The organism is Microvirga thermotolerans, assembly GCF_009363855.1.
Taxonomy (GTDB): Bacteria; Pseudomonadota; Alphaproteobacteria; order Rhizobiales; family Beijerinckiaceae; genus Microvirga; species Microvirga thermotolerans.
Genome location: NZ_CP045423.1, coordinates 1,334,851 through 1,361,608 on the forward strand (window position 1 = coordinate 1,334,851; position 26,758 = coordinate 1,361,608).

The 26,758-nt window shown below is 69.3% G+C and carries 25 protein-coding genes and 1 pseudogene; 10 read left to right on the forward strand and 16 right to left on the reverse strand.

The genetic code is table 11. From position 1 onward, the window contains the following. The first annotated feature begins 103 nt into the window (after positions 1–103). A complete protein-coding gene (locus GDR74_RS06220) occupies positions 104–1,345 on the forward strand; it encodes an MFS transporter (protein ID WP_152585495.1) in 1,242 nt (413 codons plus the stop codon). Positions 1,346–1,430: 85 nt separating this feature from the next. Next, on the forward strand, positions 1,431–2,417 hold the full coding sequence (acuI, locus tag GDR74_RS06225; protein ID WP_152585496.1) for an acrylyl-CoA reductase (NADPH): 987 nt from the start codon (positions 1,431–1,433) through the stop codon (positions 2,415–2,417). Between the two features lie 56 nt (positions 2,418–2,473). Here the strand turns inward: acuI and GDR74_RS06230 are convergent, their stop codons facing one another. Next, complete coding sequence (locus tag GDR74_RS06230; protein WP_425486947.1) at positions 2,474–3,394, reverse strand: LysR family transcriptional regulator; 921 nt, start codon at positions 3,392–3,394, stop codon at positions 2,474–2,476. A 171-nt stretch (positions 3,395–3,565) separates the two neighbouring features. On the opposite strand from GDR74_RS06230, the pseudogene GDR74_RS06235 reads away from it, so the two are divergent. Continuing rightward, positions 3,566–3,709, forward strand: a pseudogene (locus GDR74_RS06235) (flavodoxin domain-containing protein); the annotation flags it as partial. 27 nt (positions 3,710–3,736) lie between these two features. Here GDR74_RS06235 and GDR74_RS06240 read toward each other — a convergent pair. Further along, positions 3,737–4,705, reverse strand: coding sequence for an L-threonylcarbamoyladenylate synthase (locus tag GDR74_RS06240; protein ID WP_152585497.1), 969 nt, complete (start codon positions 4,703–4,705; stop codon positions 3,737–3,739). 107 nt (positions 4,706–4,812) lie between these two features. Here GDR74_RS06240 and GDR74_RS06245 point away from each other — a divergent pair, with 107 nt between their 5' ends. The 5 genes from GDR74_RS06245 (at position 4,813) to GDR74_RS06265 (ending at position 9,913) form a co-directional block, all read left to right on the forward strand. Then, complete coding sequence (locus GDR74_RS06245; RefSeq protein ID WP_152585498.1) at positions 4,813–6,594, forward strand: acyl-CoA dehydrogenase family protein; 1,782 nt, start codon at positions 4,813–4,815, stop codon at positions 6,592–6,594. 4 nt (positions 6,595–6,598) lie between these two features. Further along, positions 6,599–7,429 (forward strand): SDR family oxidoreductase, encoded by an 831-nt coding sequence (locus GDR74_RS06250; protein ID WP_152585499.1) that lies wholly within the window; start codon positions 6,599–6,601, stop codon positions 7,427–7,429. A gap of 72 nt (positions 7,430–7,501) precedes the next feature. After that, the gene (gene corA, locus GDR74_RS06255; protein WP_152585500.1) at positions 7,502–8,491 is read left to right on the forward strand and encodes a magnesium/cobalt transporter CorA; all 990 of its coding nucleotides are present in this window, start codon (positions 7,502–7,504) and stop codon (positions 8,489–8,491) included. A gap of 30 nt (positions 8,492–8,521) precedes the next feature. Further along, positions 8,522–9,271 carry an SOS response-associated peptidase gene (locus GDR74_RS06260; RefSeq protein WP_152585501.1) on the forward strand — a complete coding sequence of 250 codons (750 nt, stop codon included), beginning with the start codon at positions 8,522–8,524 and terminating at the stop codon, positions 9,269–9,271. Positions 9,272–9,400: 129 nt separating this feature from the next. Then, a complete protein-coding gene (locus GDR74_RS06265; RefSeq protein WP_152585502.1) occupies positions 9,401–9,913 on the forward strand; it encodes a hypothetical protein in 513 nt (170 codons plus the stop codon). 184 nt (positions 9,914–10,097) lie between these two features. Here GDR74_RS06265 and GDR74_RS06270 read toward each other — a convergent pair whose 3' ends face one another. The 3 genes from GDR74_RS06270 to GDR74_RS06280 form a co-directional block, all read right to left on the reverse strand. Next, positions 10,098–10,520, reverse strand: coding sequence for a hypothetical protein (locus tag GDR74_RS06270; RefSeq protein WP_152585503.1), 423 nt, complete (start codon positions 10,518–10,520; stop codon positions 10,098–10,100). Between the two features lie 34 nt (positions 10,521–10,554). Beyond that, positions 10,555–10,833: a hypothetical protein gene (locus GDR74_RS06275; RefSeq protein ID WP_152585504.1), complete on the reverse strand. Its 279-nt coding sequence runs from the start codon at positions 10,831–10,833 to the stop codon at positions 10,555–10,557. Between the two features lie 194 nt (positions 10,834–11,027). Continuing rightward, the gene (locus tag GDR74_RS06280; RefSeq protein ID WP_246179909.1) at positions 11,028–11,819 is read right to left on the reverse strand and encodes a Crp/Fnr family transcriptional regulator; all 792 of its coding nucleotides are present in this window, start codon (positions 11,817–11,819) and stop codon (positions 11,028–11,030) included. 393 nt (positions 11,820–12,212) lie between these two features. On the opposite strand from GDR74_RS06280, the gene GDR74_RS06285 reads away from it, so the two are divergent. Next, positions 12,213–12,536, forward strand: a complete 324-nt coding sequence (locus tag GDR74_RS06285) for a VOC family protein (protein WP_152587673.1) — start codon at positions 12,213–12,215, stop codon at positions 12,534–12,536. Positions 12,537–12,652: 116 nt separating this feature from the next. Here GDR74_RS06285 and GDR74_RS06290 read toward each other — a convergent pair whose 3' ends face one another. The 11 genes from GDR74_RS06290 to ygfZ form a co-directional block, all read right to left on the reverse strand. Beyond that, the gene (locus GDR74_RS06290; protein WP_152585505.1) at positions 12,653–13,936 is read right to left on the reverse strand and encodes a class I SAM-dependent RNA methyltransferase; all 1,284 of its coding nucleotides are present in this window, start codon (positions 13,934–13,936) and stop codon (positions 12,653–12,655) included. After that, complete coding sequence (locus GDR74_RS06295) at positions 13,929–14,657, reverse strand: TlyA family RNA methyltransferase (protein WP_152585506.1); 729 nt, start codon at positions 14,655–14,657, stop codon at positions 13,929–13,931. The genes GDR74_RS06290 and GDR74_RS06295 overlap by 8 nt, the downstream gene beginning before the upstream one ends. A 22-nt stretch (positions 14,658–14,679) precedes the next feature. Continuing rightward, on the reverse strand, positions 14,680–16,587 hold the full coding sequence (dxs, locus tag GDR74_RS06300; RefSeq protein WP_152585507.1) for a 1-deoxy-D-xylulose-5-phosphate synthase: 1,908 nt from the start codon (positions 16,585–16,587) through the stop codon (positions 14,680–14,682). 114 nt (positions 16,588–16,701) lie between these two features. Continuing rightward, positions 16,702–16,950 (reverse strand): exodeoxyribonuclease VII small subunit, encoded by a 249-nt coding sequence (locus tag GDR74_RS06305; protein ID WP_152585508.1) that lies wholly within the window; start codon positions 16,948–16,950, stop codon positions 16,702–16,704. Between the two features lie 36 nt (positions 16,951–16,986). Further along, positions 16,987–19,692 (reverse strand): DUF2339 domain-containing protein, encoded by a 2,706-nt coding sequence (locus GDR74_RS06310; RefSeq protein WP_152585509.1) that lies wholly within the window; start codon positions 19,690–19,692, stop codon positions 16,987–16,989. A gap of 56 nt (positions 19,693–19,748) precedes the next feature. Beyond that, a complete protein-coding gene (locus tag GDR74_RS06315) occupies positions 19,749–20,267 on the reverse strand; it encodes a tyrosine phosphatase family protein (RefSeq protein WP_152585510.1) in 519 nt (172 codons plus the stop codon). A 64-nt stretch (positions 20,268–20,331) separates the two neighbouring features. Next, positions 20,332–20,934 carry a YfbR-like 5'-deoxynucleotidase gene (locus GDR74_RS06320; RefSeq protein WP_152585511.1) on the reverse strand — a complete coding sequence of 201 codons (603 nt, stop codon included), beginning with the start codon at positions 20,932–20,934 and terminating at the stop codon, positions 20,332–20,334. Beyond that, positions 20,934–21,542, reverse strand: coding sequence for a DNA-3-methyladenine glycosylase I (locus tag GDR74_RS06325; protein WP_152585512.1), 609 nt, complete (start codon positions 21,540–21,542; stop codon positions 20,934–20,936). The genes GDR74_RS06320 and GDR74_RS06325 overlap by 1 nt, the downstream gene beginning before the upstream one ends. A gap of 55 nt (positions 21,543–21,597) precedes the next feature. Further along, positions 21,598–22,239 (reverse strand): FMN-binding negative transcriptional regulator, encoded by a 642-nt coding sequence (locus tag GDR74_RS06330; protein ID WP_152585513.1) that lies wholly within the window; start codon positions 22,237–22,239, stop codon positions 21,598–21,600. A 119-nt stretch (positions 22,240–22,358) separates the two neighbouring features. After that, a complete protein-coding gene (locus GDR74_RS06335; protein WP_152585514.1) occupies positions 22,359–24,305 on the reverse strand; it encodes a hybrid sensor histidine kinase/response regulator in 1,947 nt (648 codons plus the stop codon). A 108-nt stretch (positions 24,306–24,413) separates the two neighbouring features. After that, positions 24,414–25,292 (reverse strand): CAF17-like 4Fe-4S cluster assembly/insertion protein YgfZ, encoded by an 879-nt coding sequence (gene ygfZ, locus GDR74_RS06340; RefSeq protein WP_152585515.1) that lies wholly within the window; start codon positions 25,290–25,292, stop codon positions 24,414–24,416. Between the two features lie 86 nt (positions 25,293–25,378). Between ygfZ and GDR74_RS06345 the strand changes: the two genes are divergently transcribed. Further along, positions 25,379–26,713: a dihydroorotase gene (locus GDR74_RS06345; protein ID WP_152585516.1), complete on the forward strand. Its 1,335-nt coding sequence runs from the start codon at positions 25,379–25,381 to the stop codon at positions 26,711–26,713. The last annotated feature ends 45 nt before the right edge of the window (positions 26,714–26,758 follow it).

The following is a 26,758-nucleotide window of genomic DNA, read 5'->3' on the forward strand; positions in this document are numbered from 1 at the left end:
GCGATTCATCATCGCCGTTCATGCATTGCGCAATAAACATTCGATGTTGTGCCGGCCTTGCCTGCGCTAGTATCCCGCCCTTCCGATTTCGAAGGTCGCGATCATGTCAGAGCCCGTGTCCCGTTCCCGGTTCTCGCCGGAACTCATCGTCGTGTCCGGTTGCCTGATTGCGCTGATCACGTTCGGTCCGCGCGCCTCCGCGGGCCTGTTCCAGATCCCGATGACGGTGGAGTTCGGCTGGGGCCGCGACGTGTTCGGCCTCGCCATCGCGGTGCAGAACCTCCTCTGGGGTCTCGGGCAGCCTTTCGCCGGAGCCGTGGCCGACCGGTTCGGGGCCTTCCGGGTCCTTTGCGTCGGCGCGATTCTCTACGCCCTCGGCCTCGTGGTCATGGCCTATGCCACCACGCCGGGCCTGCTGCATCTCGGCGCGGGCGTCCTCGTCGGCTTCGGCCTGTCCGGCTGCTCGTTCAACCTGGTGCTCGGCGCCTTCGGCAAGCTCCTTCCGGAATCCTGGCGGCCGATGGCCTTCGGCGCGGGCACGGCGGCGGGCTCGTTCGGGCAGTTCCTGTTCCCGCCCCTCGGTAACGCGCTCATCGAATCCCTCGGCTGGCACCAGGCGCTCGTGGTCTTCGCGGCGAGCGTGCTCCTCGTCATGCCACTCGCCGTGGCGCTCGCGACCCGGCCCGCGGCGAAGGCCGGGCAGGGCGGGCCCGCTCCCGTTCCCGGGCAGTCGATCGGGCAGGCGCTTTCGGAAGCTTTCCGGCACCGGTCCTACGTGCTGCTGGTGCTGGGCTTCTTCACCTGCGGCTTCCAGCTCGCCTTCATCACGGTCCATCTGCCCGCCTACCTGCGGGACGCGGGCCTCTCCGCCGCCGTCGGCGGCTGGACCCTCGCGGTAATCGGCCTCGCCAACGCCTTCGGATCGCTGACCTCCGGCTGGCTCTCCACCCGCATGTCGAAGCGCTGGCTCCTCGCCTGGATCTATTTCGGGCGCGCGGTCGCCATCGCCGCCTTCATCCTGCTGCCGGCGTCGCCGGTCACCTCCATCGCCTTCGGCATCGCCATCGGCCTCCTGTGGCTCTCCACGGTTCCGCCCACGTCCTCCCTCGTGATGCTGATGTTCGGCACCCGCTACATGGCCATGCTCTACGGCTTCGCGTTCTTCTCGCATCAGGTCGGCGGGTTCCTCGGGGTGTGGCTCGGCGGCATTCTCTACGAGGCCTACGGCAACTACACCTTCGTGTGGTGGCTCTCGATCGCGCTCGGCATCGCCTCCGCCCTCATCAATCTCCCCATCCAGGAGAAGCCGGTGGAGCGCCCCGTCGGCCTCCAGCCGGCCGAGTAGGGAGGCCCGTTCCCGCCGAGGCCGCGGCTGTGTCTTGCCTCCTTCCGCTCGGGCGCCAAAATGGTGGAACAGGGCGGAGGAACGGATGGGCACCTTCAAGGCGATTGTGATCGACCGGAGCGAGGCCGGGCAGACGGTCGAGCGCCGCGACTTCGACGAAGCCGATCTCATGGAGGGCGACGTCGTCGTCCGTGTGGTCTACTCGACCCTGAACTACAAGGACGGGCTGGCGCTCACCGGCAAGGCGCCCGTCGTGCGGCGCTTTCCCATGATTCCGGGTGTCGACCTCGCCGGAACGGTCGAGCATTCCGCCCATCCCGAATTCAAGCCCGGCGATTCCGTCGTCCTCAACGGCTGGGGTCTCGGGGAGACCCACCTCGGCGCCTATGCGCAGAAGGTGCGGGTGCGCGGGGACTGGCTCATCCACCTGCCGCGGGGGCTCTCCCTGTTCCAGTCCATGGCCATCGGAACCGCCGGCTACACGGCCATGCTGAGCGTGATGGCCATCGAGCGGCACGGGCTGCGCTGCCAGAAGGGCCCGGCCATCGTCACCGGCGCCGCGGGCGGCGTGGGATCGGTGGCTATCGCCCTTCTCGCCAGGGCGGGCTGGCACGTGGTGGCTTCCACCGGTCGGCCGCAGGAGGCGGATTACCTGCGGCTCCTGGGCGCTTCCGAGATCATCGAGCGCAGCGAGCTCGCCGGCCCGGCCCGGCCGCTCGGCAAGGAGCGCTGGTGCGCCGGGATCGACACGGTCGGCTCCCACACCCTGGCCAACGTGCTCTCGATGACGAAATACGGCGGCGCCATCGCCGCCTGCGGCCTGGCGGGCGGAATGGCTCTGCCCACCTCCGTCGCGCCTTTCATCCTGCGGGGCGTGTCCCTGCTCGGGATCGATTCGGTGATGACCCCGCGGGCGCTGCGCCTCGAGGCCTGGAGCCGGCTCGCCCGCGAGCTCGATCTGGCGAAGCTCGAGACGATGACGACCTCGATTCCCCTCGACCAGGTGATGGAGGCGGGGCGGGCCATCGTGGAGGGCAAGGTGCGCGGCCGGATCGTGGTCGAGATCGACTGAAGCCGCGAGCCCATCCGGCCGGAGGCCGGCTTCCGCCCTGAGCGCCGCAGGGCCGCTCAGGGCGTCCTGACGCCGCTGCCTTCGATCCACTTCTTGTGCCGGCCGATTTCCGTGGCCATGAAGTCCATGAACGCACGCACGCGGGCCGACTGGCGCAGGTCCGGATGGGTGAGAAGCCAGAGGCCGGCCGAGAAGTCGGGGTTGACCTCCGACAGGCGCACCAGAGCCGGCTTGGCGTCGGCGATGAAGCAGGGCAGGGGGCCGATCCCCAGGCCCGCCTCCACCGCCTCCGCCAGCCCCAGGACCGTGTTCACCTTGTAGACGATCTTCTCGTGGGGAACCCGGTCGCGCACGAAGCGGGCGGCCTTGAGAGCGGCGAGGTTGTCGCCGAGGGCGACCCAGGTCCTCTGGAAGAGCTCGGGCATGTCCACGGCGCCTGCCGGGTCGGGAAAGTCGGCGGCGCGTCCGTAGATCGCCCAGGCGATGGTCGCCACCCGGCGGCCCACGAGAGTCTCGGGCGGGTTGTCGGTTGCACGGATCGCAACGTCCGCGTCGCGCTTCGACAGGTTGAGCGCCTGGTTGGCGAGCACCACGTCGAGGCGCATTTCGGGGCAGGCCTGCAGGAACTTCGTAAAGAGCGGGGTGAGCATGTACACGAGAAGCGTGTCGTTCGTCGTGACCCGCAGCTCGCCCGCCGGTGCCACCGCCTGCCCGGCGAGCTTGCGGGTGAAGGTCGCGACGTTCTCCTCCATGTGCTCGGCGAGCGCGGTCATCTCCTCCCCGGCGGGGGTCAGGACGTAGCCTGTCCTGTGGCGCTCGAAGAGCTTGACCCCCAGGCTTTCCTCCATCTGCCCGAGGCGGCGGAACACCGTGGAGTGGTTGACGCCGAGCCGCTCGGCGGCGCCGGCCAGGCCGTTCGCCTCGGCGATGATCTTCACGAGCCTGAAATCGTCCCAGACAAGGTGATGCTTCGGCACGATTTTGCGTCCGCGCAAGAATTGCCCTGCAAGAGTATCATCGGTCTTGCAGGAGGGAAAGTTTATCTTCGCCGAAGCATAGCAATAGCGGTGGAAGATTTCGACGGAGATCGCCTTTGCGCGGTCTGCGCAGGTCTTGCCGCGTCCCCGCCAAGATCACTGGAGACACGCATGGCGAAGGTTCTTGTTCTTTATTATTCGTCCTGGGGCCATATCGAGCGGATGGCCTGCGCGGTTGCCGAAGGCGCCCGCGAGGCCGGCGCCGAGGTCGACGTGAGGCGCGTGCCGGAACTCGTTCCGGAGGAGGTCGCGCAGGAGGGGCGCCCCGACCGTTGCGGAACGCTATCGCTCCGCGGCAGCCCGAGCGAGACGGTCGTTGATCGCCTCGCCAAGGCCCGTTTCCGGAATGGGAGCGACGGCAATCGCTTCGGCTCCCGTGGCGTCGAGCCGCCGGAGACAGGAGAAGAGACGCGCCGCGGCCTCCGCGAGATCGCCCGTCTCGCTCAGGTTGAGCGCCGCGACGGCCCGCTCGGTTCCGCTTGGGGAATGCGGCCCGAAAAGCAGGGCGGCCTCGCCGGGACGGATCTCGGCGGCGTCGAGGCGCACCCGCGCCCGGGGCGCGTAGTGGGAGGCGAGCATTCCCGGCGCGAGCGGGCCGTCGCCCGTCCCGGGAACGGACTCCAGCCTTCGTCCGAGGAGTGCCTCGATGGCCTCCCGCGGCACGCCGCCGGGCCGCAGCAGGCGCGGCGCGTCGCCGAGGCAGGACACGATGGTCGATTCCACGCCGACCTGCGTCTCGCCGCCGTCGAGCACAGCATCGATCCGCCCGTCGAGGTCTCCCAGCACATGGTCGGCGCTGGTCGGGCTTACCCGTCCCGAGCGGTTCGCGGAGGGCGCCGAAACCGGGCGGGCGACCGCCGCGAGCAGCGCCCGCGCGAACGGATGGGACGGCACCCGCAGTCCCACGCTGTCGAGCCCGGCCCGGGCAAGGTCGCACACCGTGCAGCCGGGGGCCGCCGGAACCACCAGGGTCAGCGGCCCCGGCCAGAAGGCTTCCGCCAGGCGCCGGGCCGTGCCGTCGAAGGTGCCCTGGGCGAGAGCGGCGGGCAGCCCGTCCACATGGGCGATGAGGGGGTTGAAGCGCGGCCGCTCCTTGGCCGCGTAGATCCGGGCGACGGCCTCGGGGCGGGTCGCGTCGGCGCCGAGGCCATAGACGGTCTCCGTCGGAAAGGCCACGAGCCCGCCGCCGCGCAGGATCTCCGCTGCGCGGGTTACCCCGCCCTCGTCGGCGGCAAGCCGCTGCGTAACCATTGACCCGGGATCGTTCACGTCTAAACTATCCTCTTCGCGCGCCGGGCGGGTTTAACGGCGCGGCGATGTGCGTCAACATCAAAAGCCTCCTGCCGAAAGGAATCGCGATGGCCTACCGCGCCCCGGTCTCCGACATTGCCTTCACCATGCGCCATGTGGCCGGCTTCGACAGGGCCCAGGAGGAGGGGCTCTACGGGGATCTCTCCGCCGACCTGGCGGAGACGGTCCTGGAGGAGGCGGGCCGCTTCGCGGCCGACGTGATCGCTCCCCTCAACCGGGAGGGGGACCGGCACGGCGTCACCCTCAAGGACGGCGAGGTGACCACCGCGCCCGGCTGGAAGGAGGCCTACCGCGCCTGGACGGATGCGGGCTGGAACGCTCTCCCCGGCCCGGTCGCGTTCGGCGGCCAGGGCCTGCCGACGCTCCTCAACTCCGCCTGCGTCGAGATGTGGAACTCCGCCTCCATGGCGTTCGGCATCGGGCCGATCCTGACCATGGGCGCCATCGAGGCCCTGGTGGCGCACGGGACGGACGAGCTGCGGGAGCGCTACCTCGCGAAGCTGGTCTCCGGCGCGTGGACGGCGACCATGAACCTGACCGAGCCGCAGGCGGGCTCGGACCTCGCGGCGCTGCGCTCCCGCGCGGAGCCCGCCGGCGACGGCACCTATCGGATCAGGGGCCAGAAGATCTTCATCACCTATGGCGAGCACGACCTGACGGACAACATCGTCCATCTCGTCCTGGCGCGCCTGCCCGACGCGCCCGCGGGCACCCGCGGCATCTCCCTCTTCCTGGTGCCGAAGGTGCTTCCCGACGGCACCCGCAACGACCTGCGCTGCGCGGGCATCGAGCACAAGCTCGGCATCCACGGCTCGCCCACCTGCACCATGGTGTTCGGGGACCGGGAGGGCGCCGTCGGCTGGCTCGTGGGCGAGGAGAACCGCGGGCTGAACTGCATGTTCACGATGATGAACAACGCGCGTCTCGCCGTGGGGCTGCAGGGCGTCGCCGTCGCCGAGCGCGCCTACCAGCAGGCCCTCGCTTACGCCCGCGAGCGCCGCCAGGGCCGCGCGCCGGACCACGCGGGGGACGGGATGAGCCCCATCGTCGAACATCCGGACGTGCAGCGCAGCCTCCTCACCATGAAGGCGCTCACCGCCGCGGCGCGGGCGATCTGCTACATGACCGCCGCGGCCATCGACAGGGCGCATCTCGGGCGGGACGAGGCCGCCCGGCGGCAGGCGCACGAGCGCGCCTCGCTCCTGACGCCGGTGGCGAAGGCCTTCTCCACCGACGTGGGCGTCGAGGTCGCTTCCCTCGGCGTGCAGGTGCATGGCGGCATGGGCTACATCGAGGAGACCGGGGCCGCCCAGCACCTGCGCGACGCGCGCATCGCGCCGATCTACGAGGGCACCAACGGAATCCAGGCCATCGATCTCGTGATGCGCAAGCTGCCCCTGTCGGGCGGCAACACGGCGCGGGCGCAGATCGCCGCCATGCGCGCCGCCGTCGCCCGCGTCATGAAGGAGGGGACGCCCCTCTTCGGAAACACGGCGCCGCGCCTGCGCGACGCCATCGAGTGCCTCGACCGCACGACGAGCCACATGCTCCGGCTCGTGCAGGCGAACGCGCCCGCCGAGGCGCTCGCAGGGGCCACGCCCTACCTGCGCCTCTTCGGGCTCGCCCAGGGCGGCGCAGCCCTCGCCGAGGCGGCGCTCGCCGCCAACCGGATGATCGGGGAGGGCGACGCCGATCCCGCTCATGCGGGCCGCATCGCCCTGTGCCGCTTCTTCGCGGAGAACCTCGCCGTCGGCGCGAAGGGGCTGGAGGACGCGGTCCTGGGCGGAGCCGGATTCCTTCAGGACGCCGCCACCGCGCTCGCGAGCTGATCCCATGAATCTCAAAGGCAAGACGCTCTTCATCACCGGCGCCTCCCGCGGCATCGGCCTCGCCATCGGCCTGCGCGCGGCGCGGGACGGTGCCAACGTCGTCATCGCGGCGAAGACGGCAGAGCCTCACCCGAAGCTGCCGGGCACGATCTACACGGCGGCGGAGGAGATCGAGAAGGCGGGCGGCAGGGCGCTTCCTCTTTCGGTCGACGTCCGCGACGAGGAGGCGGTGAAGGATGCCGTCGCCCGCGCCGTCGCGACCTTCGGCGGCCTCGACATCGTGGTGAACAATGCCAGCGCCATCAGCCTGACGCGCACCCCGCAGACGGAGATGAAGCGCTTCGACCTGATGCACCAGGTCAACGCGCGCGGCACCTTCATGGTCTCGAAATACGCGATCCCGCATCTGGAGAAAGCCGAGAATCCCCACATCCTCATGCTCTCGCCGCCCCTCGACATGAAGGAGAAGTGGTTCGCGCCCCATCTCGCCTATTCGCTTGCGAAATACGGCATGAGCCTGTGCGTGCTGGGGCTTGCGGGCGAACTGCGCGAGAAGGGGATCGCCGTCAACGCGCTCTGGCCGCGCACGACCATCGCCACGAGCGCCGTGCGCAATCTCCTCGGGGGCGAGGAGATCGTGCAGGCGAGCCGCACGCCCGACATCCTGGCCGACGCGGCCCATGCGATCTTCCTCAAGCCCGCCCGGAGCTTCTCCGGCCGCTTCCTCATCGACGACACCTTCCTGAGGGAGGAGGGAGTGACCGACTTCGAGAAGTACCGGGTCGATCCGTCGAGGCCGCTGATGCCCGACTTCTTCGTTCCGGACGACGCCTGAGGCCCGCAAAGGCCGGTCTCGCCCCTGTCGCAAAAACCCGGTAATGATCTGCGAAAGGAGACGGAGACAGGCATGATCGTCGTCCACAGGCCCGCCGGGGGAGGAAAGACCGAGGCGCTGGAGCGCCATGTGCTGCGGCCGGGAGAAGCCATTCCCGACGACGCCCTCTGGATCGACCTGATCGAGCCGACCCGGGAGGAGGACCGGCTGGTGGAGCGGCATCTTTCCATCGAGATCCCGACCCGCGAGGAGATGGCCGACATCGAGCCTTCCGAAATTCTCTACCGCGAGAACAACGCCCGCTACATGACCGCGCGGGTGCTCTGCAATTCCGACAGCGAGACCCCGAAGCTCATCGACGTGTCCTTCATCCTCACCGAGCGCACCCTGGTGACGGTCCGCTACGGGGAGCCGCGCTCCTTTGCCATGTTCGCGGCGCGGGCCATGAAGCCGGGCGGGTGCCGTCCTCAGCCGGAGGCCGTCCTGGACGGGCTGATCGAGACCATCATCGACCGCGCCGCCGAGATCCTGGCGCAGATCGGCGCGCGGATCGACCGGCTGTCCCAGTCCATCTTCGAAAACGAGCGCCTCGGCACCCGGCGGGCGGCGAGCTTCCGCGCCGCCCTGAAGTCCATCGGCCGCAAGGGGGACATCATCTCGAACGTGCGCGAGAGCATGGTGACGGTGGAACGGCTTCTGCTCTTCCTTTCCGCCAGCATGCCGCGCCCCCAGAAATCGAAGGACTTCCAGGCGGAGTGGCGCACCGCCGTGCGCGACGTCCAGTCCATCGAGGAGCATGCCACCTTCCTGTCGAACAAGCTCCAGTTCCTGCTCGATGCCACCCTGGGCCTCGTCACCATCGAGCAGAACGACATCATCAAGCTGTTCTCCGTGGTGTCCGTGATCTTCCTGCCGCCGACGCTGGTGGCATCGATCTACGGCATGAACTTCCAGTTCATGCCGGAGCTGCACTGGCGGTTCGGCTATCCCTTCGCCATCGGGCTCATCGTCGTCGCCGCGGTCCTGCCCTACGTGTTCTTCCGCTGGAAGCGCTGGCTCTGAGGGGCCCGCCGTTACCCCAAGGACGACGCCATGTGCGGACGCTACGCCATCACCCTCCCGCCGGAGGCCTACCGCGCCCTCTTCGGCTATCCCGAGCAGCCGAACTTCCCGCCCCGCTACAACGTGGCTCCGACCCAGCCCGTGCCCGTGGTGCTCCAGGAGCGCGGAGAGCGGCACTTCCGGCTGGTGCGCTGGGGATTCCTGCCCTCCTGGGCGAAGGACCCGAAGGACTTTCCCCTCGTCATCAATGCCCGGGGCGAGACCCTGGAGACCAAGCCCACCTTCAAGGCGGCCCTGAAGCGGCGGCGCTGCATCTTCCTGGCGGACGGCTTCTACGAGTGGCAGCGGCACGGGCGCGAGAAGGCGCCGTTCCTGATCCGTCTGCGCGACCGCGGCCCCATGCCCCTGGCGGGGCTTTGGGAAACCTACACGGATCCCGCCGGCGGGGAGATCGACACCGCCGCCATCGTGACCACGGACGCCAACGGCGTCCTCGCCGCCATCCACGACCGGATGCCGGTGATCCTGTCGCGGGAGGATATCCCGGCCTGGCTCGACGTGAGCGACGAGGACACGGCGAAGGCCATGCGCCTCGTCCGTCCCTGCCCGGAGGCGTGGGTCGACATGGTCCCCGTCAGCCGCCGGGTGAACAAGGTCGAGAACGACGATCCCGGCGTGCAGGAGCCTCTCCCGGCGCCGGAGCCGGCTCCCGCGACCGCGAGACGCAAGGCTGCGAAGCCGCGCTCCAGCGACGAGGACGAGCAGGGAAGCCTTTTCTAGACCTGTCCCCGGTTTGGAACCGAAAAGCTTCGTGGACGTCTGAGCGGGTGGAAGCAGGCCGCCTTGTTCCGGCCCGGCCGATCGTGTTGGATGCGCCAGATCGTTCCGCCCGCCATGGAGGAGACATCGATGTTCGCCCCCCGCCTTTGCCTGGTTGCGGTTCTCGTCGCGGCCGCGGTCCCGGTGCAGGCCTCGGCGAAGGAGAGGGCGGGGCCGGCGGCTTCCTTGCGGGACGCCTCCCGCGAACAGGTGGCGGAGGCGCTTCCTCCCGCGACGAGGAGCGCGATCCTCGCCGCGCGCAACCGGAAGCAGTATGTGGCCTCCTCGCTGGCGTTCGCGCGGACCGCCGCGGGAGCGGACGGCCTCCTGACGGAGGCCGACGCCAGGGGGCTCGCGCCCGACGACCCGCGGGCCGTGCAGATCCGCTACTATCTGAAGACCCCCTATCTGAAGTCCTACTACACGCCCCGGAAGATCGGCAGCCGCACGGTGCCGAGGCTTTCCGTGCAGAAGGTGGGGCAGGTGGCCGGCGCGACCTGGGACAAGTTCGACGAGAACCGCGACGGCGTGCTCTCGGTGGAGGAGAAGGCGCCCCTCCAGGTCGCGCGCGGAGGATCCGCGGGCGGGAGGCCGTCCTTCTGAGGATCCCGAAGAGGGCCTGGGCAAAAAAAGAAGCGCCCGGGGGGCGCTTGAGGTTCGGTCTCCTCCCATGGGGCGAAAGGGAGACCGGGAACGGACGCTTTCGCGAAAGACGTATCGGGACGGCTTCAGGGATCTCGTCGTTCGCCGGAGGCGGCGGACCGGTTCCTTTTCGCCGTGAAGACCCTCATGCGTCGTTCGAGATTCCTTCCACGTTCAAAGGTTGCAGGCATTCGATGGCGACCCATCCGGTACAGGCCCGCAGGATCGGCTCCAGGTAGGCCCGGTTGCCCCGGATCTCCAGAACCCGGCACGGGTAGGCACGCCTTTCTCCGGGCGGGCGGTAGATCACCGTTGCGCCTGGCCGCAGATCCTGTTTCGCCATGGGACGACCCTCCCCGTTCATCGAAGGCGCCGCGGGATCCGGCGGTCGGGATCCGTCCGGCTGCGCGCGGACGCGCTCGATCGCCTCGATCGCGATGCGCGCCTGCTCCCGGTAGCGGTCCGTGACTATCCGCAGGAGCGGTCCGTCGGTCCGGCCCGGATACCAGGAGCAACCTCCTGCGAGTGCCAGTGCTTCGGCCACCACCTCGATTTCCTCGTCGGTCACGATGCCACCCGTCGGCTCAGGCGGAGAGCCATGCTCACTGCCGCTGAAGCCGGTCCTGTAACAGAATCAACTGATGGAGATAGGGCATGCGCCGTTCGCGATGCCGCGCTTCCAGCCTGTTCCGCGCCTGCTTCCGCCGGGCCGGGTCCGTCATCGCCCGGTCGAGCCTGTCGCGCTCGCATTGATAGTCGAAGTCGATATCGGCCAGGGTCGTCAGAAGCGACTGGTAGAGGGACTCCAGATCCGGCGACGGGGGGCGGGACGGAATCGTCCGGGGCCCGGCCGGGGGCTCCCGCACATCGAGGTCAGCCATGCGCATCTCCTGTTTCAGGAGCATCCGATAAAGACTGCCCGGGAAATCGTCTGTTCGATATATAACAAATCCTATGTCTCGAAAGTAGAAGGAAAATTTTGACTTAGATCAAAATAAGATCGCGAAAGTATGCTATTAAACAACACAATGTTGTAACGTGTGAAATACACTGGGTCGACCTACCGATGTCGGCCTCAGGATGGCGCCAGCCGCAGGCGCTCGAAAGCCCGGCGGGTGTTGGCGTAACACTCGCAGACCGTCTCCTCGAGGCCCTTCCGGTCGAGAATGACGATGACGCCCCTGCGTTGCGCGATCAGGCCGGCCGTCTGCATGGTGCGGGTGATGAGGCTGACGGTCGGCCTCTGGACGCCGAGCATCTCTGCCAGGAACTCGTGCGTGAGAGGCAGTTCGTCCCGGCCCACCCGGTCGTGCGTGCTCAGAAGCCACCGGCAGCAGCGGGCCTCGACGCTGTGCACGGCGTTGCAGGCGACGATCTGAAAGGTCTGGGTCAGCAGCGCCTCCACATAGCGGAGGAACAGCTGTCTCAGGTTGGGGCGCGTTTCGAAAGCCTCCTGGAGGGGCTCGAGGCGGATCCGCGTGGCGGTCCCGGGCAATTGGACGAGGTAGCGTCCGAGCGCCTCGCGGGTGGTGAGGGCGCCGGCGAAGCCCGTGACGCCCTCCCGCCCGAACACGGCCATCTCCACCGTGCCCCCATCCCTCAGGAGCGTGACCAGGGAGATCAGCGCATCGTGAGGAAAGTAGGCATGGCCGATCAGCTCGCCGGCTTCGTAGAGCACATGCCCGAGCGGCAGCTCCACATGCTCCATGTGCGGTTCGAGAAGGACAAAATCGTCCGGATCGAGGGAGGAAAGAAGCCAGTTCGCGCGATGGTCCATCATCGTTCGCCACCACTGCCGCGTCGTCGCCGTGGAGGGCGATGCTCCGCCGGCGAGCACCTGGAGCATCGGACGTGAGTTCGCGTCCACGTCCGATGCTCTAGAACGCATCCGATTTGGAAAACTTGGCCGCTCGGGCTTGGTTCCATGCGGCTGTGCAGGGGCAGGCGGCACAAAGAACCCCCTGCGGCGGGGCCGAGGGGGAGTTTCCAGAGGGAGGAACGATGAAGCTCCCCCGGTCAACTGTCGCAGGCAGGGATAGTTCCTTCGGAGTCGGCCCGGCGCGAGATTTTTCCGCGTGAAACCGCTTCCGGGAACTGAAATACCGGGACAGAATAACTGTTCCGGCCGGCGTATCCGCCATGTTCTACATGGAAGTTTCGTGGATAGATTGCGAAACTTCGAAACGTGCCCGGACCGAAGCTTCAGCGTGCCATATGCGTCGTGTCGGATCTCAAACAAGGTGCGACCGACCGGATCGACATGGATGTCGACCGTGATCGTGGATACGAGGCCCTGCGCAAGGTTGTCTGGGAGGGGCCGTCGGGCGTCGAGATGAGCCCGAAGGGCAAGGCTTCGTTGTGCCTGTACCAAACCGACGAGAAACCGGCGCATCTTCACCTGGCGTTCACGGCCGAGAGCCGCCGGCAGGTCGATGCCTTGTATCGCGCGGCTCTGGAGGCGGGCGGCAAAGACAATGGAGCGCCCGGTCTGCGCCTGCACGACCACGCGAACTATTACGCGGCTTTCGTCATCGGCCCGGACGGGCACAACATCGAAGTGGTTTGCCACAAGCCCGAGACCTGACCCTTCCGTCGAACCGCATCCCAAGGATGCCAAGATTCCCAGGCGTGCAGCGGCAGTCGAACGCAGGCGCATGGACCCGCCAGGGCAGGTTGGTCTCACCTTGCCTGCCCGTAGTCTCACTGCCTGCGATTCGATACCGGCTCCCGCCGCAGGATTCCCACCACCTCGAGGTGGGGCGAGTGCTTGAACTGGTCGACCGGCACGACCCGTTCCAGGCGATAACCGCCCTCCATGAGGATCGCCGCGTCGCGGGCGAAGGTGGCGGCGTCGCATGAGACGCTGACCACCAGGGGCACCTTGGATGCGGCGATCTGCCGGGCCTGGGCTTCCGCCCCGGCGCGCGGAGGGTCGATCACGACCGCATCGAAGGCGTTGAGTTCCGGCGCGAGGAGCGGGCGCCGGAACAGGTCGCGGGCTTCCACGGTGACGCGCCTCAGGCCCTGGGTCGTCCGCGCGGCCCTGTCGAGGGCGGCCATCGAGCCCTTGTCGGTCTCGACCGCGTGCACCTCCGACCGTTCCGCGAGGCGCAGTGCGAAGGGCCCGCAGCCCGAGAACAGATCCGCGACCCGCTTCGCGCCCCGGCATGCCTCGACCGCAAATCCCGCCAGGACCGCCTCCCCGCGCTCCGTCGCCTGCAGGAAGGAGCCCGGCGGAGGAACGACGGCGGCGCGGCCCATGAGGATGGCGGGCGGGCGGCGCTCCACCACCACGTCGCCGTGGAGGGACAGCCGCGCCAGGTCGAGCGCGGCGGCGAGATCGACGAGGCCCAGCCGGTCCCGGTCCTTCGCGGGGCCATGGCCGCGGATGTCCACGTCGAGCCCGGCGCGGGTCGCGGTGATCTGGATGTCCAGGGGCTTGCGGGCGCTCTTCAGGTGCTCGCCGATGGCGCGGGCGATCCGCGGCGCGGACTGGCGCAGGGCCGGCACGGCGATGGGGCAATGGTCGATCCCGATGACGTGATGACTGCGCGCGGCCATGAAGCCCACATGCATCGCCCGGTCGGGAGAGCGCACATCGGGAGAGCGAACATCGGGAAAGCGCACATGGAGCGTCACGCGCCGCCGCCCCTCGCCGTGGGCGTCGATCATCGGCTCGACGGGCGCCTCGATCCGCGCATGGCGCAGGGTCTGCGCCAGGATGTCCTGCTTCCAAGCCTGGTAGAACGCGTGCCGCATGTGCTGCGTGGCGCAGCCGCCGCATTCGCCGAAATAGGGACAGAAGGGCGTCTCCCGCTCGGGGGAGGCGTCGACGACGCGGACAAGCCGCGCCCGCTGGCCGTCCTTCGCGATCTCCGCCGTCTCGCCGGGCAGCGCATAGGGCACGAAGACGGGCCCGTCCGGCGTGGCCGCGATCCCGTCGGCCCTGGCGCCGAGGCGCTCGATGGTCACCCGTTCAGCCACGGCGGGCCCCCAGAAGGAACTCGCGGTTTCCGTCGCCGCCCGCGATGGGCGAGGGCACGAGACCCGTGACGGTGAAGCCGAGCCCGGCGACGAATGCCTTCATGTCCTCGCAGACCGCCCGATGAACCGCTTCGTCCCGCACGATGCCCTTCTTCACGTTCTCCCGTCCTGCCTCGAACTGCGGCTTGACGAGCACGGCGATCGAGGCGCGCGGCTTCAGGAATGCGACGGCCGCGGGCAGGACGAGCTTCAGCGAGATGAAGCTCACGTCCGACACGAGCAGGTCGGCCTTCTCCGGGATCGTCCGTTCCGTCAGCGCCCGCGCGTCCGTGCCCTCGAGATTGGTTACGCGCCCGTCCCGGGCGATCTTCGGATGCAGCTGGCCGCTGCCGACATCGACCGCATAGACGCGGGCCGCGCCGCGCATCAGCAGAACGTCCGTGAAGCCGCCGGTCGATGCGCCGATGTCGAGGCAGACGAGGCCCTTCGGGTCGATGGCGAAGGCGTCGAGCGCAGCCGCCAGCTTCACGCCGCCGCGCGACACGTAGGGATGGGGCTGCTCGGCCTCGATCGTCGCTTCGAGAGGCACCATGTCGGACGCCTTGCGCAGGCGCGTCCCGTCGGCGGTCACGAGGCCGGCGGCAATCGCCTCCTGCGCCCGCGCGCGGCTCGGGAAGAAGCCCCGCTCGACGAGAACCACATCGGCGCGTTTGCGGGTCATGGAGGGCTCGCGGCGCGGACGGTCAGGCCCGTGCCCGGACGACGGCCTCCCGGCCCAGGGCTTCGAACACTTTGGCCACGATGCCCGCCGCATCCAGGCCTGCCTTGGCATACATGCGCTCGGGCTTGTCGTGATCGATGTAGATGTCGGGAAGGACCATGGCGCGGACCTTGAGGCCGCCACGGTCGAGGGCGCCCTTCTCCGCGAGGAGCTGGAGCACGAAGGAGCCGAAGCCGCCGATGGAGCCCTCCTCGACGGTGATGAGCACCTCGTGCTCGCGGGCGAGACGGAGGATGAGGTCCTCGTCCAGGGGCTTGGCGAAGCGCGCGTCGGCGACGGTGGTGGAAAGCCCGCGCGAGTCGAGCTCCTCCGCCGCCTTCAGCGCCTCCGCGAGCCGCGTCCCGAGGGAGAGGATCGCGATGCGGCTGCCTTCCTTGACGATGCGGCCCTTGCCGATGGGCAGGGGCCGGCCGACCTCCGGCAGGTCCACGCCGACGCCCTCGCCGCGCGGGTAGCGGAAGGCGATGGGGCCGCTGTCATGAGCTGCGGCGGTCGCGACCATATGGACCAGCTCGGCCTCGTCGGCCGCGGCCATGATCGTCATGTTGGGCACGCAGCCCAGGAAGGCGATGTCGAAGGAGCCCGCGTGGGTCGGCCCGTCGGCGCCCACGAGGCCCGCCCGGTCGAGGGCGAAGCGCACCGGCAGGTTCTGCAGCGCGACGTCGTGCACCACCTGGTCGTAGGCGCGCTGGAGGAAGGTGGAGTAGATGGCGCAGAACGGCTTGTAGCCCTCCGTGGCCATGCCGGCCGCGAAGGTGACCGCGTGCTGCTCGGCGATGCCCACGTCGAAGGTGCGCGCGGGATACTCCCTTCCGAAGAGATCGACCCCCGTTCCGGTGGGCATGGCGGCGGTGATGGCGACGATCTTGTCGTCCTTCGCCGCCTCCTTGATCAGGCTCTCGCCGAACACCTTGGTGTAGGAGGGCGCGTTGGCCTTCGCCTTGGCCTGCGCGCCCGTCACCACGTCGAAGGTGACGACGCCGTGATACTTGTCGGCCGCGGCCTCGGCCGGGGCGTAGCCCTTGCCCTTCTGCGTGACCACGTGGACGAGGATGGGGCCGGTCTCCGAATCCCGCACGTTCTTCAGGATCGGCAGGAGATGGTCGAGGTTGTGCCCGTCGATGGGACCCACGTAGTAGAAGCCCAGCTCCTCGAACATGGTGCCGCCGGTCCAGAACCCGCGGGCGAACTCCTCGGCCTTGGCGGCCTTGTCGTAGAAGAACTTCGGCAGCCGCTTCGCGAGCTGCTTCGCCGTCTCGCGGATGCCGCGATAGGTGCCGCCGGAGACGAGCCGCGCGAGATAGGACCGCATCGCGCCCGTGGGCGGGGCGATGGACATGTCGTTGTCGTTGAGGATGACGATGAGGCGCGAATGCATGGCGCCCGCGTTGTTCATCGCCTCGTAGGCCATGCCCGCCGACATGGCGCCGTCGCCGATCACCGCGATGACGTTGTTCTTCCGCCCGTCCAGGTCGCGCGCCACGGCCATGCCGAGGCCTGCCGAGATGGAGGTGGAGGAATGGGCGGCGCCGAAGGGATCGTATTCGCTCTCGGCCCGCTTGGTGAAGCCCGACAGGCCGCCCGCCTGGCGCAGGGTCCGGATGCGGTCGCGCCGCCCGGTGAGGATCTTGTGCGGATAGGCCTGGTGTCCCACGTCCCAGATCAGCCGGTCGCGCGGGGTGTCGAACACGTAGTGAAGCGCCACCGTCAGCTCGACCACGCCGAGGCCCGCGCCCAGGTGCCCGCCCGTGACCGAGACCGCGCTGATGGTCTCGCTGCGCAGCTCGTCCGCCACCTGCCTGAGCTGGTGTTCGGAGAGCCGCCGCAGGTCGTCGGGGGTCTTGATGGTGTCGAGCAGGGGAGTGGACAAAGTCTCTCTCTCGCGGAGGCGTTCTCGGAAAACGTTCACTGGCAGATAGTGTGCCGGAGGGAATGGGTCAAACCGGGCCGTTTGACGCTCCCGTCCGACCGCCCGGTCCGGAGCCTATTCGTCCACGTCGAGGGGCGTCCTGCCGGAAGCCTGGCCGTCGGGACCGATGGTGATCTTCTCGATGCGGGCCTCGGCCTTCTTGAGAAGCTGCTCGCAGTGCTTCTTCAGGGCCTCGCCACGCTCGTAGATCGCGATGGAATCCTCCAGCGGAACATCGCCCCGCTCGAGCCGCCGCACGATCTCCTCGAGCTCGGCCAGGGCCTTCTCGAAGGGGAGCGCCTTGATGGAAGTGGTGTCGCTCATGCCGCCATCCGCCAAAATTCCGTCCTCCGTCCGTTTCTACCGCGTGGCCGCCGCATCGGCCGGCCGTTGCGCGAAAAGCCTCTGATAAACGAGACCGATGCCGATGAGAACAAGGCCGAGGCCGATGAAGGACAGGGCCCGCATGACGCCTTCCAGATTGGCCAGATCGACGATGAACACCTTCAGGACGGCGAGCACAAGATATACCGCCGAGGCGAGGCGGGCAAAGCGATTGTCGCGCCACAGCCCCGCGCCGAGGAGCAGGATGCCCATGCCGAGGAGCGTCACCGAATAGGCCCATTGCTCGCCCTGGCCGAAACCGAGCCAGAACCCGAGCCCCGGTCCCTGGACGATTCGCCGGATCTGGAGGCCCGCAAAGGCGGTCAGGAGCAGGAGGCCGAGAATGGCGGAAATCCAGGCAAAGGCGGCCGGACGGGCTCTCCGCTCCTGGCGCGCGAGCGCAAGGGACAGGGCGGCGGGCAGGAGATAGGCCGGGAGGAGGGCGTTGAGGAAGGCGCCTCCCGGCACCGGCTCGCCCGTCAGGAGCGGGTTGTGGGCCGCCAGCAGCCCGCCCGCCGTCAGCAGGACCGAGACCGCCTTGAAGGCGAGGGAGCCCCACCGGTAGACCGGATCGGACCGGGCGAGGTCGAGCCGGGTCAGGAGCAGGGCGAAGGCGAGGCTTTCGGTCGCGACGAGGCCTGCCTCCAGAAGCCCGAAACGGGCGGACAGGGGATCGCCCCCGTTCAGGGCGTGACGGATCTCGAAGAAGACGAGGAAGGCCGCGAAGACGATGGCGAGGCTTTCCGCAAGCCGGACGACCGCGTCGCGCCCCGTCCGCTCCAGAAGGCGGCTTGCCAGGAAGAAGGCGGCGGCCGGGATCCCGTAGCCCCAGAGCAGCCAGTTCGCCAGGACCGGGCCGGGATCGCCCCCGACGATGGTGGGATTCCAGGCCAGCCGCCCGAGGACCACGAGGCCGATGGCGCCTGTCGCGTAGCGCAGGGCGGGAATCGCGACACGGTTCGCCACCCAGGCGGTTGCGAGGGCCGAAAGGGCGAAGGCGACGGTGAGCATGCCTTTTTCGAGCGCGAAGGTCAGGCCGAGGGCGATGGCCCCCAGCGCCGCCGAGGCGGTCGCGCCGAGGCCGAGGCGGACGGCGGCATCCTCCTCCGTCCGTCCGCCCCGGACGAGCCATTGCGAGGCCAGGGTGAAGACCAGGGCGAGGACGCCTGCGACCACGGCGAAGGACAGGCTGCGCTCGAACTCCGCCACGCGCCAATAGGCCGCGACCAGGGCCAGCAGGGGCCCCGCCCCCGCCGCGCCCGCATACCAGGCGGCCACGGGCAGGCGCAGGCCCCGCGAGCGGGCGAGCCGCAGCAGGGAGGCGACCGCGATCGCCGGGGTCGAAACGGCGGCGAAGGCGAGATACGTGCCCAGGGCGTCGGGGCGCACGGCAAAGGCGTCACCCGACTGGTAGAAGAGGTTCTCCGGGCTCCGGCCGAGCAGGGTCCCGATCGGCCAGACCGTCAGGGCTCCCACGCAGGCCAGCGCGGCCCAGGCAGCGGCGGGAGATCGTTGGGGGATGCGCAGCCCGGCGGCAAGGAGGGTCAGGGCGACCGTGCCGACGAAGACCGGACGGCCCTCTCCCGCGGCGACGGCGCTCGCGACGACCGTGGCGGCCAGGGCGAAGGCAAGAAGCACGAGGCTTTCCGGCCAGTCTATGGCGTGAGGCCCGTCCGACACTTCGCGACGGGGGTCGCCCCCCAGGAGAAAGGCGGCGAGGGCCGTCTGCACCGCCAGATGCGCCATGGCCGGAAGCACGTCTGAGCCGCCGATCCAGAGGATCGGCAGCGCCCAGAGGAGGGCGCCGACGGTTCCGGCGAGAGCCAGCCAGCGCCACAGCCGGAGCCAGGCGACGCCATAGGCAGGCAGGACCGCGAAGGCGAGATAGATCGTAAGCGCCCAGGGCTGCGGCTCCTCGGAGGACACGAGGAGCGGACTTCCCATGGCGCCGAGGAGGCCGAGCGCGGCGAGGGCGGGGCCGTGGAGGGTCGCCGCGACCATCGCCAGCACCGCGACGATGCCCAGCAGGACGAAGGTCGTACCGGGCCCGATGAGGTCGTAGAGGGCGTAGGCCGCATAGGCCGAGGCGAAGGCGGTGCAGGTTCCCGCGGCGGTGAGGATGCTCGGCACGTGGGCGGCGGCGAAGCCGGGCAGGGACACGGCCCCCTCGCGGCGCCGCAGCCATTCGCCCGCGCCGGCGAGGCCGAGGGCGAAGAGCCCGCCGAGGAGGATGCGGGTCATGGGGCTCAGGAGACCCTGCTCGATGGAATAGCGCACGAGGAAGAGGCCGCCGAGCGCCAGGGCGAGCCCGCCGACCCAGACCGCCCAGCGGGTGCCGAGCCTCGCTTCGAGGTCGCGCCCGCCGGAAGACGGGGCGACGGGCGGAGCCGCGGCGATGCCGGGAACCGACGCGCGAGGGGCTTCCGGCTCCGGAGGCTCGGGTTCCCTGGGGGCGGGTTCCGGCCCTGCCTCTTCCTGCTCGGGAGCGGCGGACGGCGCGGCCGGTGCCGGGGAGACGACAGGGACGCTCCCCGCGCGGAGGGCGTCCTCGAGCCGCTCGAGGCGGAGCGTCAGGAGCGCGATGCTGCGCCGTGCCCTGATCGCCAGCACGAGCCCGGCGACGGCGCTGACGGGGAAGGCCAGCGCGAGGAGAACGAGAAGCAGGACCTCGATGTCGTCCAAGGCGCGTCCCTCGGGTTCGTTTCCCGGGACAGCGACGCTGCGGACGGCGGAATCGGCTAGTCCCTGCTAAGCTGTAACATGAAGGGTGTGCCCTCCATAGCCTCCGCCCCGCGGCCGATGACGCGGACGGCGTCCACCATGCGGCCCCGCCGCCCCAGGATGTCGTCGGCGAGGGCGACGAAGCGGGCGTTGGGCGTCGCGGTGGGGGAGGCCCGGCGCAGGGCCCCTGCGATGTCCGCCTCGTCCCGCTCCGGCGCGAGCGCGCAGGCGGAGATGAAGGCGGCGGCCGTCGAGCGGCTGATCCCGGCCCAGCAGTGGAAGACGAGGGGGCTCTCCCGCTCCCATGCCCGGACGAAGGAGAGGAGCCGCTCGATGTGCTCCGCCCCCGGGAGGATGTGGCCGTCCATCGGCTCCACGATGTCGCTGACGCCGATGAACAGGTGGCGGTCCGGCGCGATGGCGGGCGGGCGCTCCACCGCCGAGCCTACGTTGATGAGCGTCACCACATGGCTCGCGCGGGTCTCGGCGACGGTATCGTGCAGGCGGGAGAGGGGACAGACATGAAGGGTCGGCATGATGGGATCTCGTCGCGGATTCGTCGCTTCGGGTTCGGGGCGATCATAGGGCTCCTTGCGGGCGTCATCGCGGCGGCGTGGCCGTGCAGGCCAGGACCTGCTCGCGATAGCGCTCCTCCGCTTCGGCCACGGGCCAGGGGTCGAGGAAGGGCTCGACCGCACGGGGCATCGGCTCGGGCCTGCCGAAGATCCGGACCGCCTCCTCCCGCGCGAACCCGGCAAGGCGCGTCGCCTCCAGGAAGGCGGCCTGCCGGTCGGCGCGCTTGATGAAGCGCTTGAGGGGGGCGGGCGGCTCGGCGGGAAGTCCGAAATGGACGTGGATGGCGGCGAGGAGCCGGCTCTCGACGGATTTGTAGGCGTCGCCGATCACCGTCTTGAACGGCGAGATGATGTCGCCGATCACGTATTCCGGCGCGTCGTGGAGCAGCACCGCCAGCCGCGCGGATCGCGACAGGTCGGGGTCGAGATGCTCGGCGATCGTCGCCACCAGCAGGCTGTGCTGGGCCACGGAGAAGATGTGGGAGCCTTCCGTCTGCCCGTTCCAGCGCGCCACGCGGGCGAGGCCATGGGCGATGTCGTCGAGCTCCACGTCGAGGGGGGAGGGGTCGAGCAGGTCGAGGCGCCTGCCGGAGAGCATGCGCTGCCAGACGCGGGGCTCCTTCGCCATCAGCGCTTCCCGGCGAGCGCCGCGCATTCCGCATGGCGGAAGCAGCCGGTGAGATGGTCGTTCACCATGCCGACCGCCTGCATGAAGGCATAGACGATGGTGGGCCCGACGAAGTTGAACCCTTCCGCCTTCAGCGCCTTGGAGATGCGGCGCGACACGTCGGTCTCCGGGCGCACGTCGGCGCGGCTGCGCAGGTTGTTCTGGATCGGCCGCCCGTCGACGAAATCCCACAGGAACCGCGAGAACCCGCCGCGCTCCTGGATCGCGAGCCAGGCGCGGGCGCTCGCGACGGTGCTTTCGATCTTGGCGCGGTTGCGCACGATCCCGGGGTCGAGCATCAGCGCCTCGACCTGCGCCTCGTCGAACCGCGCGATCACGGCGGGGTCGAAGCCCGCGAAGGCGCGGCGGAAGTTCTCGCGCTTGCGCAGAATCGTGATCCAGGACAGGCCCGCCTGGAACCCGTCGAGGATGAGCTTCTCGAACAGGGCCCGGTCGTCGAACTCGGGAACGCCCCATTCCGTGTCGTGGTAGGTCACGTAGAGCGGGTCGGTGCCGGGCCACCAGCAGCGGGTCTTGCGGTCGGCGTGGAGGATCAATCCGTCGGTCATGGAAATGGTTTAGCTTCGCCGGGACGGAACGGGAAGGGCTTCCTTGCACCCGTCGTCAGGGCTTCGGACCTTTCGCGTCCACCAGCTCCGCCATGGCCTGCGCGGCGGCGCCGGCCTGGCCGCGCAGGCCCTCCGCGACGCCCTGCCGGTCGGCCTCGGACCTGTTCTGGCTCACCTTCCACTTGCCCTCGATCCGCGTGATCTCGATGGCGATGCCGACGATTCCCCTGATCTGTGCGGAGATGAAGTCCTCCGGCGCGTCGCCCACGGCCCAGGGGGCGGGGAAGGGCGCCTCCTGCTGGGCGGTGAGGGCGGCGACCTGGTCCCGGATCCAGCCGGGATCGTCGAACACGGTCAGCCGCCCGTAGGCCTGGACCACGGCGTAGTTCCAGGTCGGCACGACCTTTCCGGTCTCGCGCTTGGCCTCGTACCACGAGGGCGTGACGTAGGCCTCCGCGCCCTGGAAGATCGCCAGGACCTCCGCGCCGGATTCCACGTCCTGCCATTGCGGGTTCGCCCGCGCCAGATGGGCCTTGAGCATCCCGTAGGGCGAAGCGGCCGCATCGAGAAGAAAGGGAACCGGATTGGCGAGAAGGCCCGAGCGCCCCGCCGTCACGAGCATGCCGAGCGGATGGGCGCGGATGAACCGATGCTGGACGTCCAGGCGGTCCTCGCGGAAATGCGGCGGCCGATACATGTCACACCCTCCTCGTCCGCCAATGTCATAGACGGGAGGAGAGGCCGCCGACCAATCAATTTTCTCTAAGGCGCTCCATCACGCGCGACGATGGAGCGGTATTTCGCCTCGGCCGGCTTTCAGCCTTTCGCGCGGAGGCCGCGCAGCTTGTCGGCGAGTTCGGTCCAGCGATAGGGCTTGCTGATGAAGGAGGCTCCTTCCGGCAGCCCCTGCGTCGGGAGGGTGGAGACGGGATAGCCGGACGCCAGCAGGATCTTCACGTCCGGCCGCAGGCGCCGGGTCTCCTTGGCAAGTTCGAGGCCGCTCATGCCCCGCGGCATGACCACGTCCGAGAACAGGACGTCGATATGCGCATCCCCCTTCAGCACGTCGAGAGCCGCGATCGCGTCCGTGGCGGTCAGGACCTCGTAGCCGAGGCTGTCGAAGATCTCGCTCGCGATCTCGAGCACCTCCGGCTCGTCCTCGACGATCAGGACGGTGCCGGCGGTCTCTCTGATCTCCCGTTCGTCCGTCGTCTCTTCCTGCCGCTCCTCGTCGCTCTCCTGGGCGGGAAGCAGCATGACGACCGTCGTGCCTTTCCCGAGCGCGGTGTCGATCTCGATATGGCCCCCCGACTGCTTCACGAAGCCGTAGACCATGGACAGGCCGAGGCCCGTGCCCTTGCCGACCTCCTTCGTGGTGAAGAAGGGTTCGAAGGCGCGGGCGGCGTCCTCGGGCGCCATGCCGGATCCCGTGTCCGACACGGAGATCTCCACATAGTCGCCCGGCTTCATCTGTTTTCTCTGGCCGTCCTCTTCTCGAATGACGACGTTCCGGGTCTGGATCCTCAAGGAGCCGCCGTCGGTCATCGCGTCGCGGGCATTGATGACGAGGTTGAGCAGGGCCGTCTCGAACTGCGGGCCGTCGATGCTCGCCGCACGGAGGCGCGGGTCGAGGACGATCTGGAAGTCGACGGTCTCGCCGCAGGCCCGGCGCAGCACGGGCTCGAACCCCCTGACGAGGTTGTTCGGGTTGTTGATCTCGGGCTGCAGCGGCTGCCGGCGGGAGAACGCGAGCAGCTGCTGCGTGAGCTTGGCGCCCCGGTCGGCGGCGCGCTGCGCGCTTTCGATGAGACGAATGTCGCGCGGGTCGCGGGCGCTCCGGGTGAGCAGGTCCAGGTTGTTGACGATGATGGTCAGGAGATTGTTGAAGTCGTGGGCGATGCCGCCCGTGAGCTGGCCGACCGCCTCCATCTTCTGCGACTGGAACAGGGCCTCCCGCGCCTGGGCGAGGGCCTCCTGCGCCTTCTTGCGCTCGGTGATGTCGCGGGTGATCTTGGCGAAGCCGATCAGGGTTCCCGTGTCGTCGTGGATGGCGTCGAGAACCACATGGGCCCAGAAGCGGGTGCCGTCCTTGCGCACCCGCCAGCCCTCGCCCTCGAACTTGCCCTGCTCGCGCGCGGTGCGCAGGGCGCGGGCGGGCAGCCCCGTCGCGCGGTCCTCCTCCGTGTAGAAGCGGGAGAAGTGCTCGCCGATGACTTCGTCCTCGTTGTAGCCCTTGAAGCGCTGCGCCCCGGCGTTCCAGTTGGTGATGAAGCCGTCCGGGTCGAGCATGTAGATGGCGTAGTCGGTCACGCCCTTCACGAGCATCCGGAACCGCTGCTCGCTCAGCCTGAGCGCGTCCTCGGCTTTCTTCCGCTCGGAGACGTCCCGCGTGATCTTGGCGAAGCCGAGGATGGTGCCGTCGGCGGCGCGGATGGCGTCGATGACCACATGGGCCCAGAATCGGGTGCCGTCCTTGCGCACCCGCCAGCCCTCGCCCTCGAACTTGCCCTGCTCGCGCGCGGTGCGCAGGGCGCGGGCGGGCAGCCCCGTCGCGCGGTCCTCCTCCGTGTAGAAGCGGGAGAAGTGCTCGCCGATGATCTCGTCCTCGGTATAGCCCTTGAAGCGCTGCGCCCCGGTGTTCCAGCTCACGATGAAGCCGTCCGCGTTGAGCATGTAGATGGCGTAGTCCGTGATGGACGCGAGAAGAAGCTGCAGCTGCCCCTCGTCCCGCGCTGCGACCCGTTCTTTCGTTATAGAGTTCATCGAGGCCGTCCGATCCCGCTACCAGTCCATCTGTCTTCTCGACGCGCAGGGTTCAGTCGAAAGGTAACGCGATCGTGAAGCAAGCGTTCCTGCGCCCCGGCCGATGGCTCAAATCCGCTCATCGGCTCCGCCGGGGAAAGGAAAGCCGATCCAGTCCGGCTTGTCCAGGGTGACGGGGATCCCGCCGGCCCTGATCGTCTCGCCTGCGGCGAGGGCTTCCGCCGCCCTGTCGAGGCGGATCATGAGGAGGCCGCGCCCCCGCGCGCCCGTGCCCGCCTTGCCGAGGAGCTTCTCCCCGGCCGTCACCTCGGCCCCGGCCTCCGCGGCGAAGCCGCCCTCGTAGACCGCGGGGACGATTCGGGTCCGCGCCGTGCCCCGGTGCTGCATGCGGGAGACGACCTCCTGGCCCACATAGCAGCCCTTGTCGAAATCCACCCCGTGGAGCTGGTCCATGAGGGCCTCGTGGGGGAAGGCCTCGCCGAACAGGAAGTCCCGCCCGCCCTCTGGCACGCCGAGGGCGATGCGGCGGGCGTGGTAGTCCTCCGGCGGCACCGTCGCGAATTCCGCCGCGTCCTCGGCCGCCACGACGCCCCGCCAGCCCAGGGCGGGAAGGCGCGGATCCTCGCAGATCAGGCCCGCCTCGTCCGCGGGCGGCGGCGCGTCCCACCCGGCCACCACGGCGAGGGCGTCCGACTTGTCCTCGATGAGGACCCTGGCCCGGAGCCGGTAGAAGGCGAGGCGCTTGGCGAGGTCGGGGGCGAAGACCTTCGTCACGTCGAGGAAATAGCCGCCGCCGATCTCCTGCGGCGCCTCGAAGACGATGAAGTCGAACAGGATCTTGCCCTGCGGCGTCAGCAGCGCCCCGAGCCGCGCCCGCCGCGGGGAGACGCGGTCCATGTCGCAGGTGAGGAGGCCGTCGAGGAAGGTCCTGGCGTCCTCCCCCGAAACCTTGACCACGCCCCTGTCGGGGAGATGCGCTGACGGCATGTGCGACTCCGGCGATCTTGTCCTGTTGCTCTCGCGAGAAGCGTGACATATGCCCGGTCGGCACCAGCCTCAAGGGATGAAAGCCCATGCCCCAGACCTTCGACCTGATTCTCAAGGGCGGCACCGTCGTGAACCACGACGGGCGCGCGGAGCGCGACGTGGGCGTCCGGGACGGCACCATCGCGGCGATCGGCGACCTGTCGCGGGCCTCGGCGGGGCGGACGGTCGACTGCACGGGGCTGCACATCCTGCCCGGGGTCATCGACACCCAGGTGCATTTCCGCGAGCCGGGGCTCGACCACAAGGAGGACCTGGAATCCGGCTCCCGCGCCGCTGTGATGGGCGGCGTCACGGCCGTGTTCGAGATGCCCAACACCGACCCGCAGACCACGACGCCCGAGGCGCTGGCGGACAAGATCGCCCGCGCCCGCGGGCGGATGCACTGCGACTTCGCCTTCTGGGTCGGCGGCACGCACGAGAACGCCCGGCACGTGGCGGAGCTCGAGCGCCTTCCGGGCGCTGCCGGAATCAAGGTGTTCATGGGCTCCTCCACCGGCTCGCTCCTCGTCGAGGACGACGAGGGCATCGCCGAGATCCTGCGCCGCACCCGCCGCCGCGCCGCCTTCCATTCCGAGGACGAGGCCATGCTGCGGGCCCGTAAGGACCTGCGGGTCGAGGGCGACCCGCGCTCCCATCCCGTGTGGCGCTCGGCCGAGGTGGCGCTCGCCTGCACCCGGCGGCTGGTGCGCATCGCGCAGGAGACCGGCGCCCGGATCCACGTCCTCCACGTCACCACGGCGGAGGAGATGGCGCTCCTGAGGGACTGCAAGGACCGCGTCTCGGTGGAGGTGACGCCGCACCATCTCACCCTCGTCGCCCCGGACGCCTACGAGCGTCTCGGAACCTATGTGCAGATGAACCCGCCCGTGCGCGACGAATTCCACCGCGCGGCCCTCTGGCAGGGCCTGGACGAGGGCATCGCCGACATCCTCGGCTCCGATCACGCGCCGCATACGCGCGAGGAGAAGGACAGGACCTATCCGAACACGCCCTCGGGCATGACCGGCGTGCAGACCCTCGTTCCCATCATGCTCGATCACGTCAATGCGAGCCGTCTCACGCTCGAGCGCTTCGTCGACATGACCAGCGCCGGTCCCAAGCGCCTGTTCGGGATTGCCCGCAAGGGCCGCATCGCCGTGGGCTACGATGCGGATTTCACCGTGGTCGACCTCAAGCGCCGCGAGACGATCACCAACGGCTGGATCGCCTCGAAATGCGGCTGGACGCCCTATGACGGCGTCACGGTCACGGGCTGGCCCATCGGCACGGTCGTGCGCGGCAACGTGGTGATGTGGGACGGCGACCTGGCGGCGCCGTCGCAGGGCGACGCCGTGCGCTTCGAGGAGACGCTGGGCGGGTAGGGCCCGTCCGCGCGGCATTGCGGTTTCGGCCCCGGGCGGAGAAGG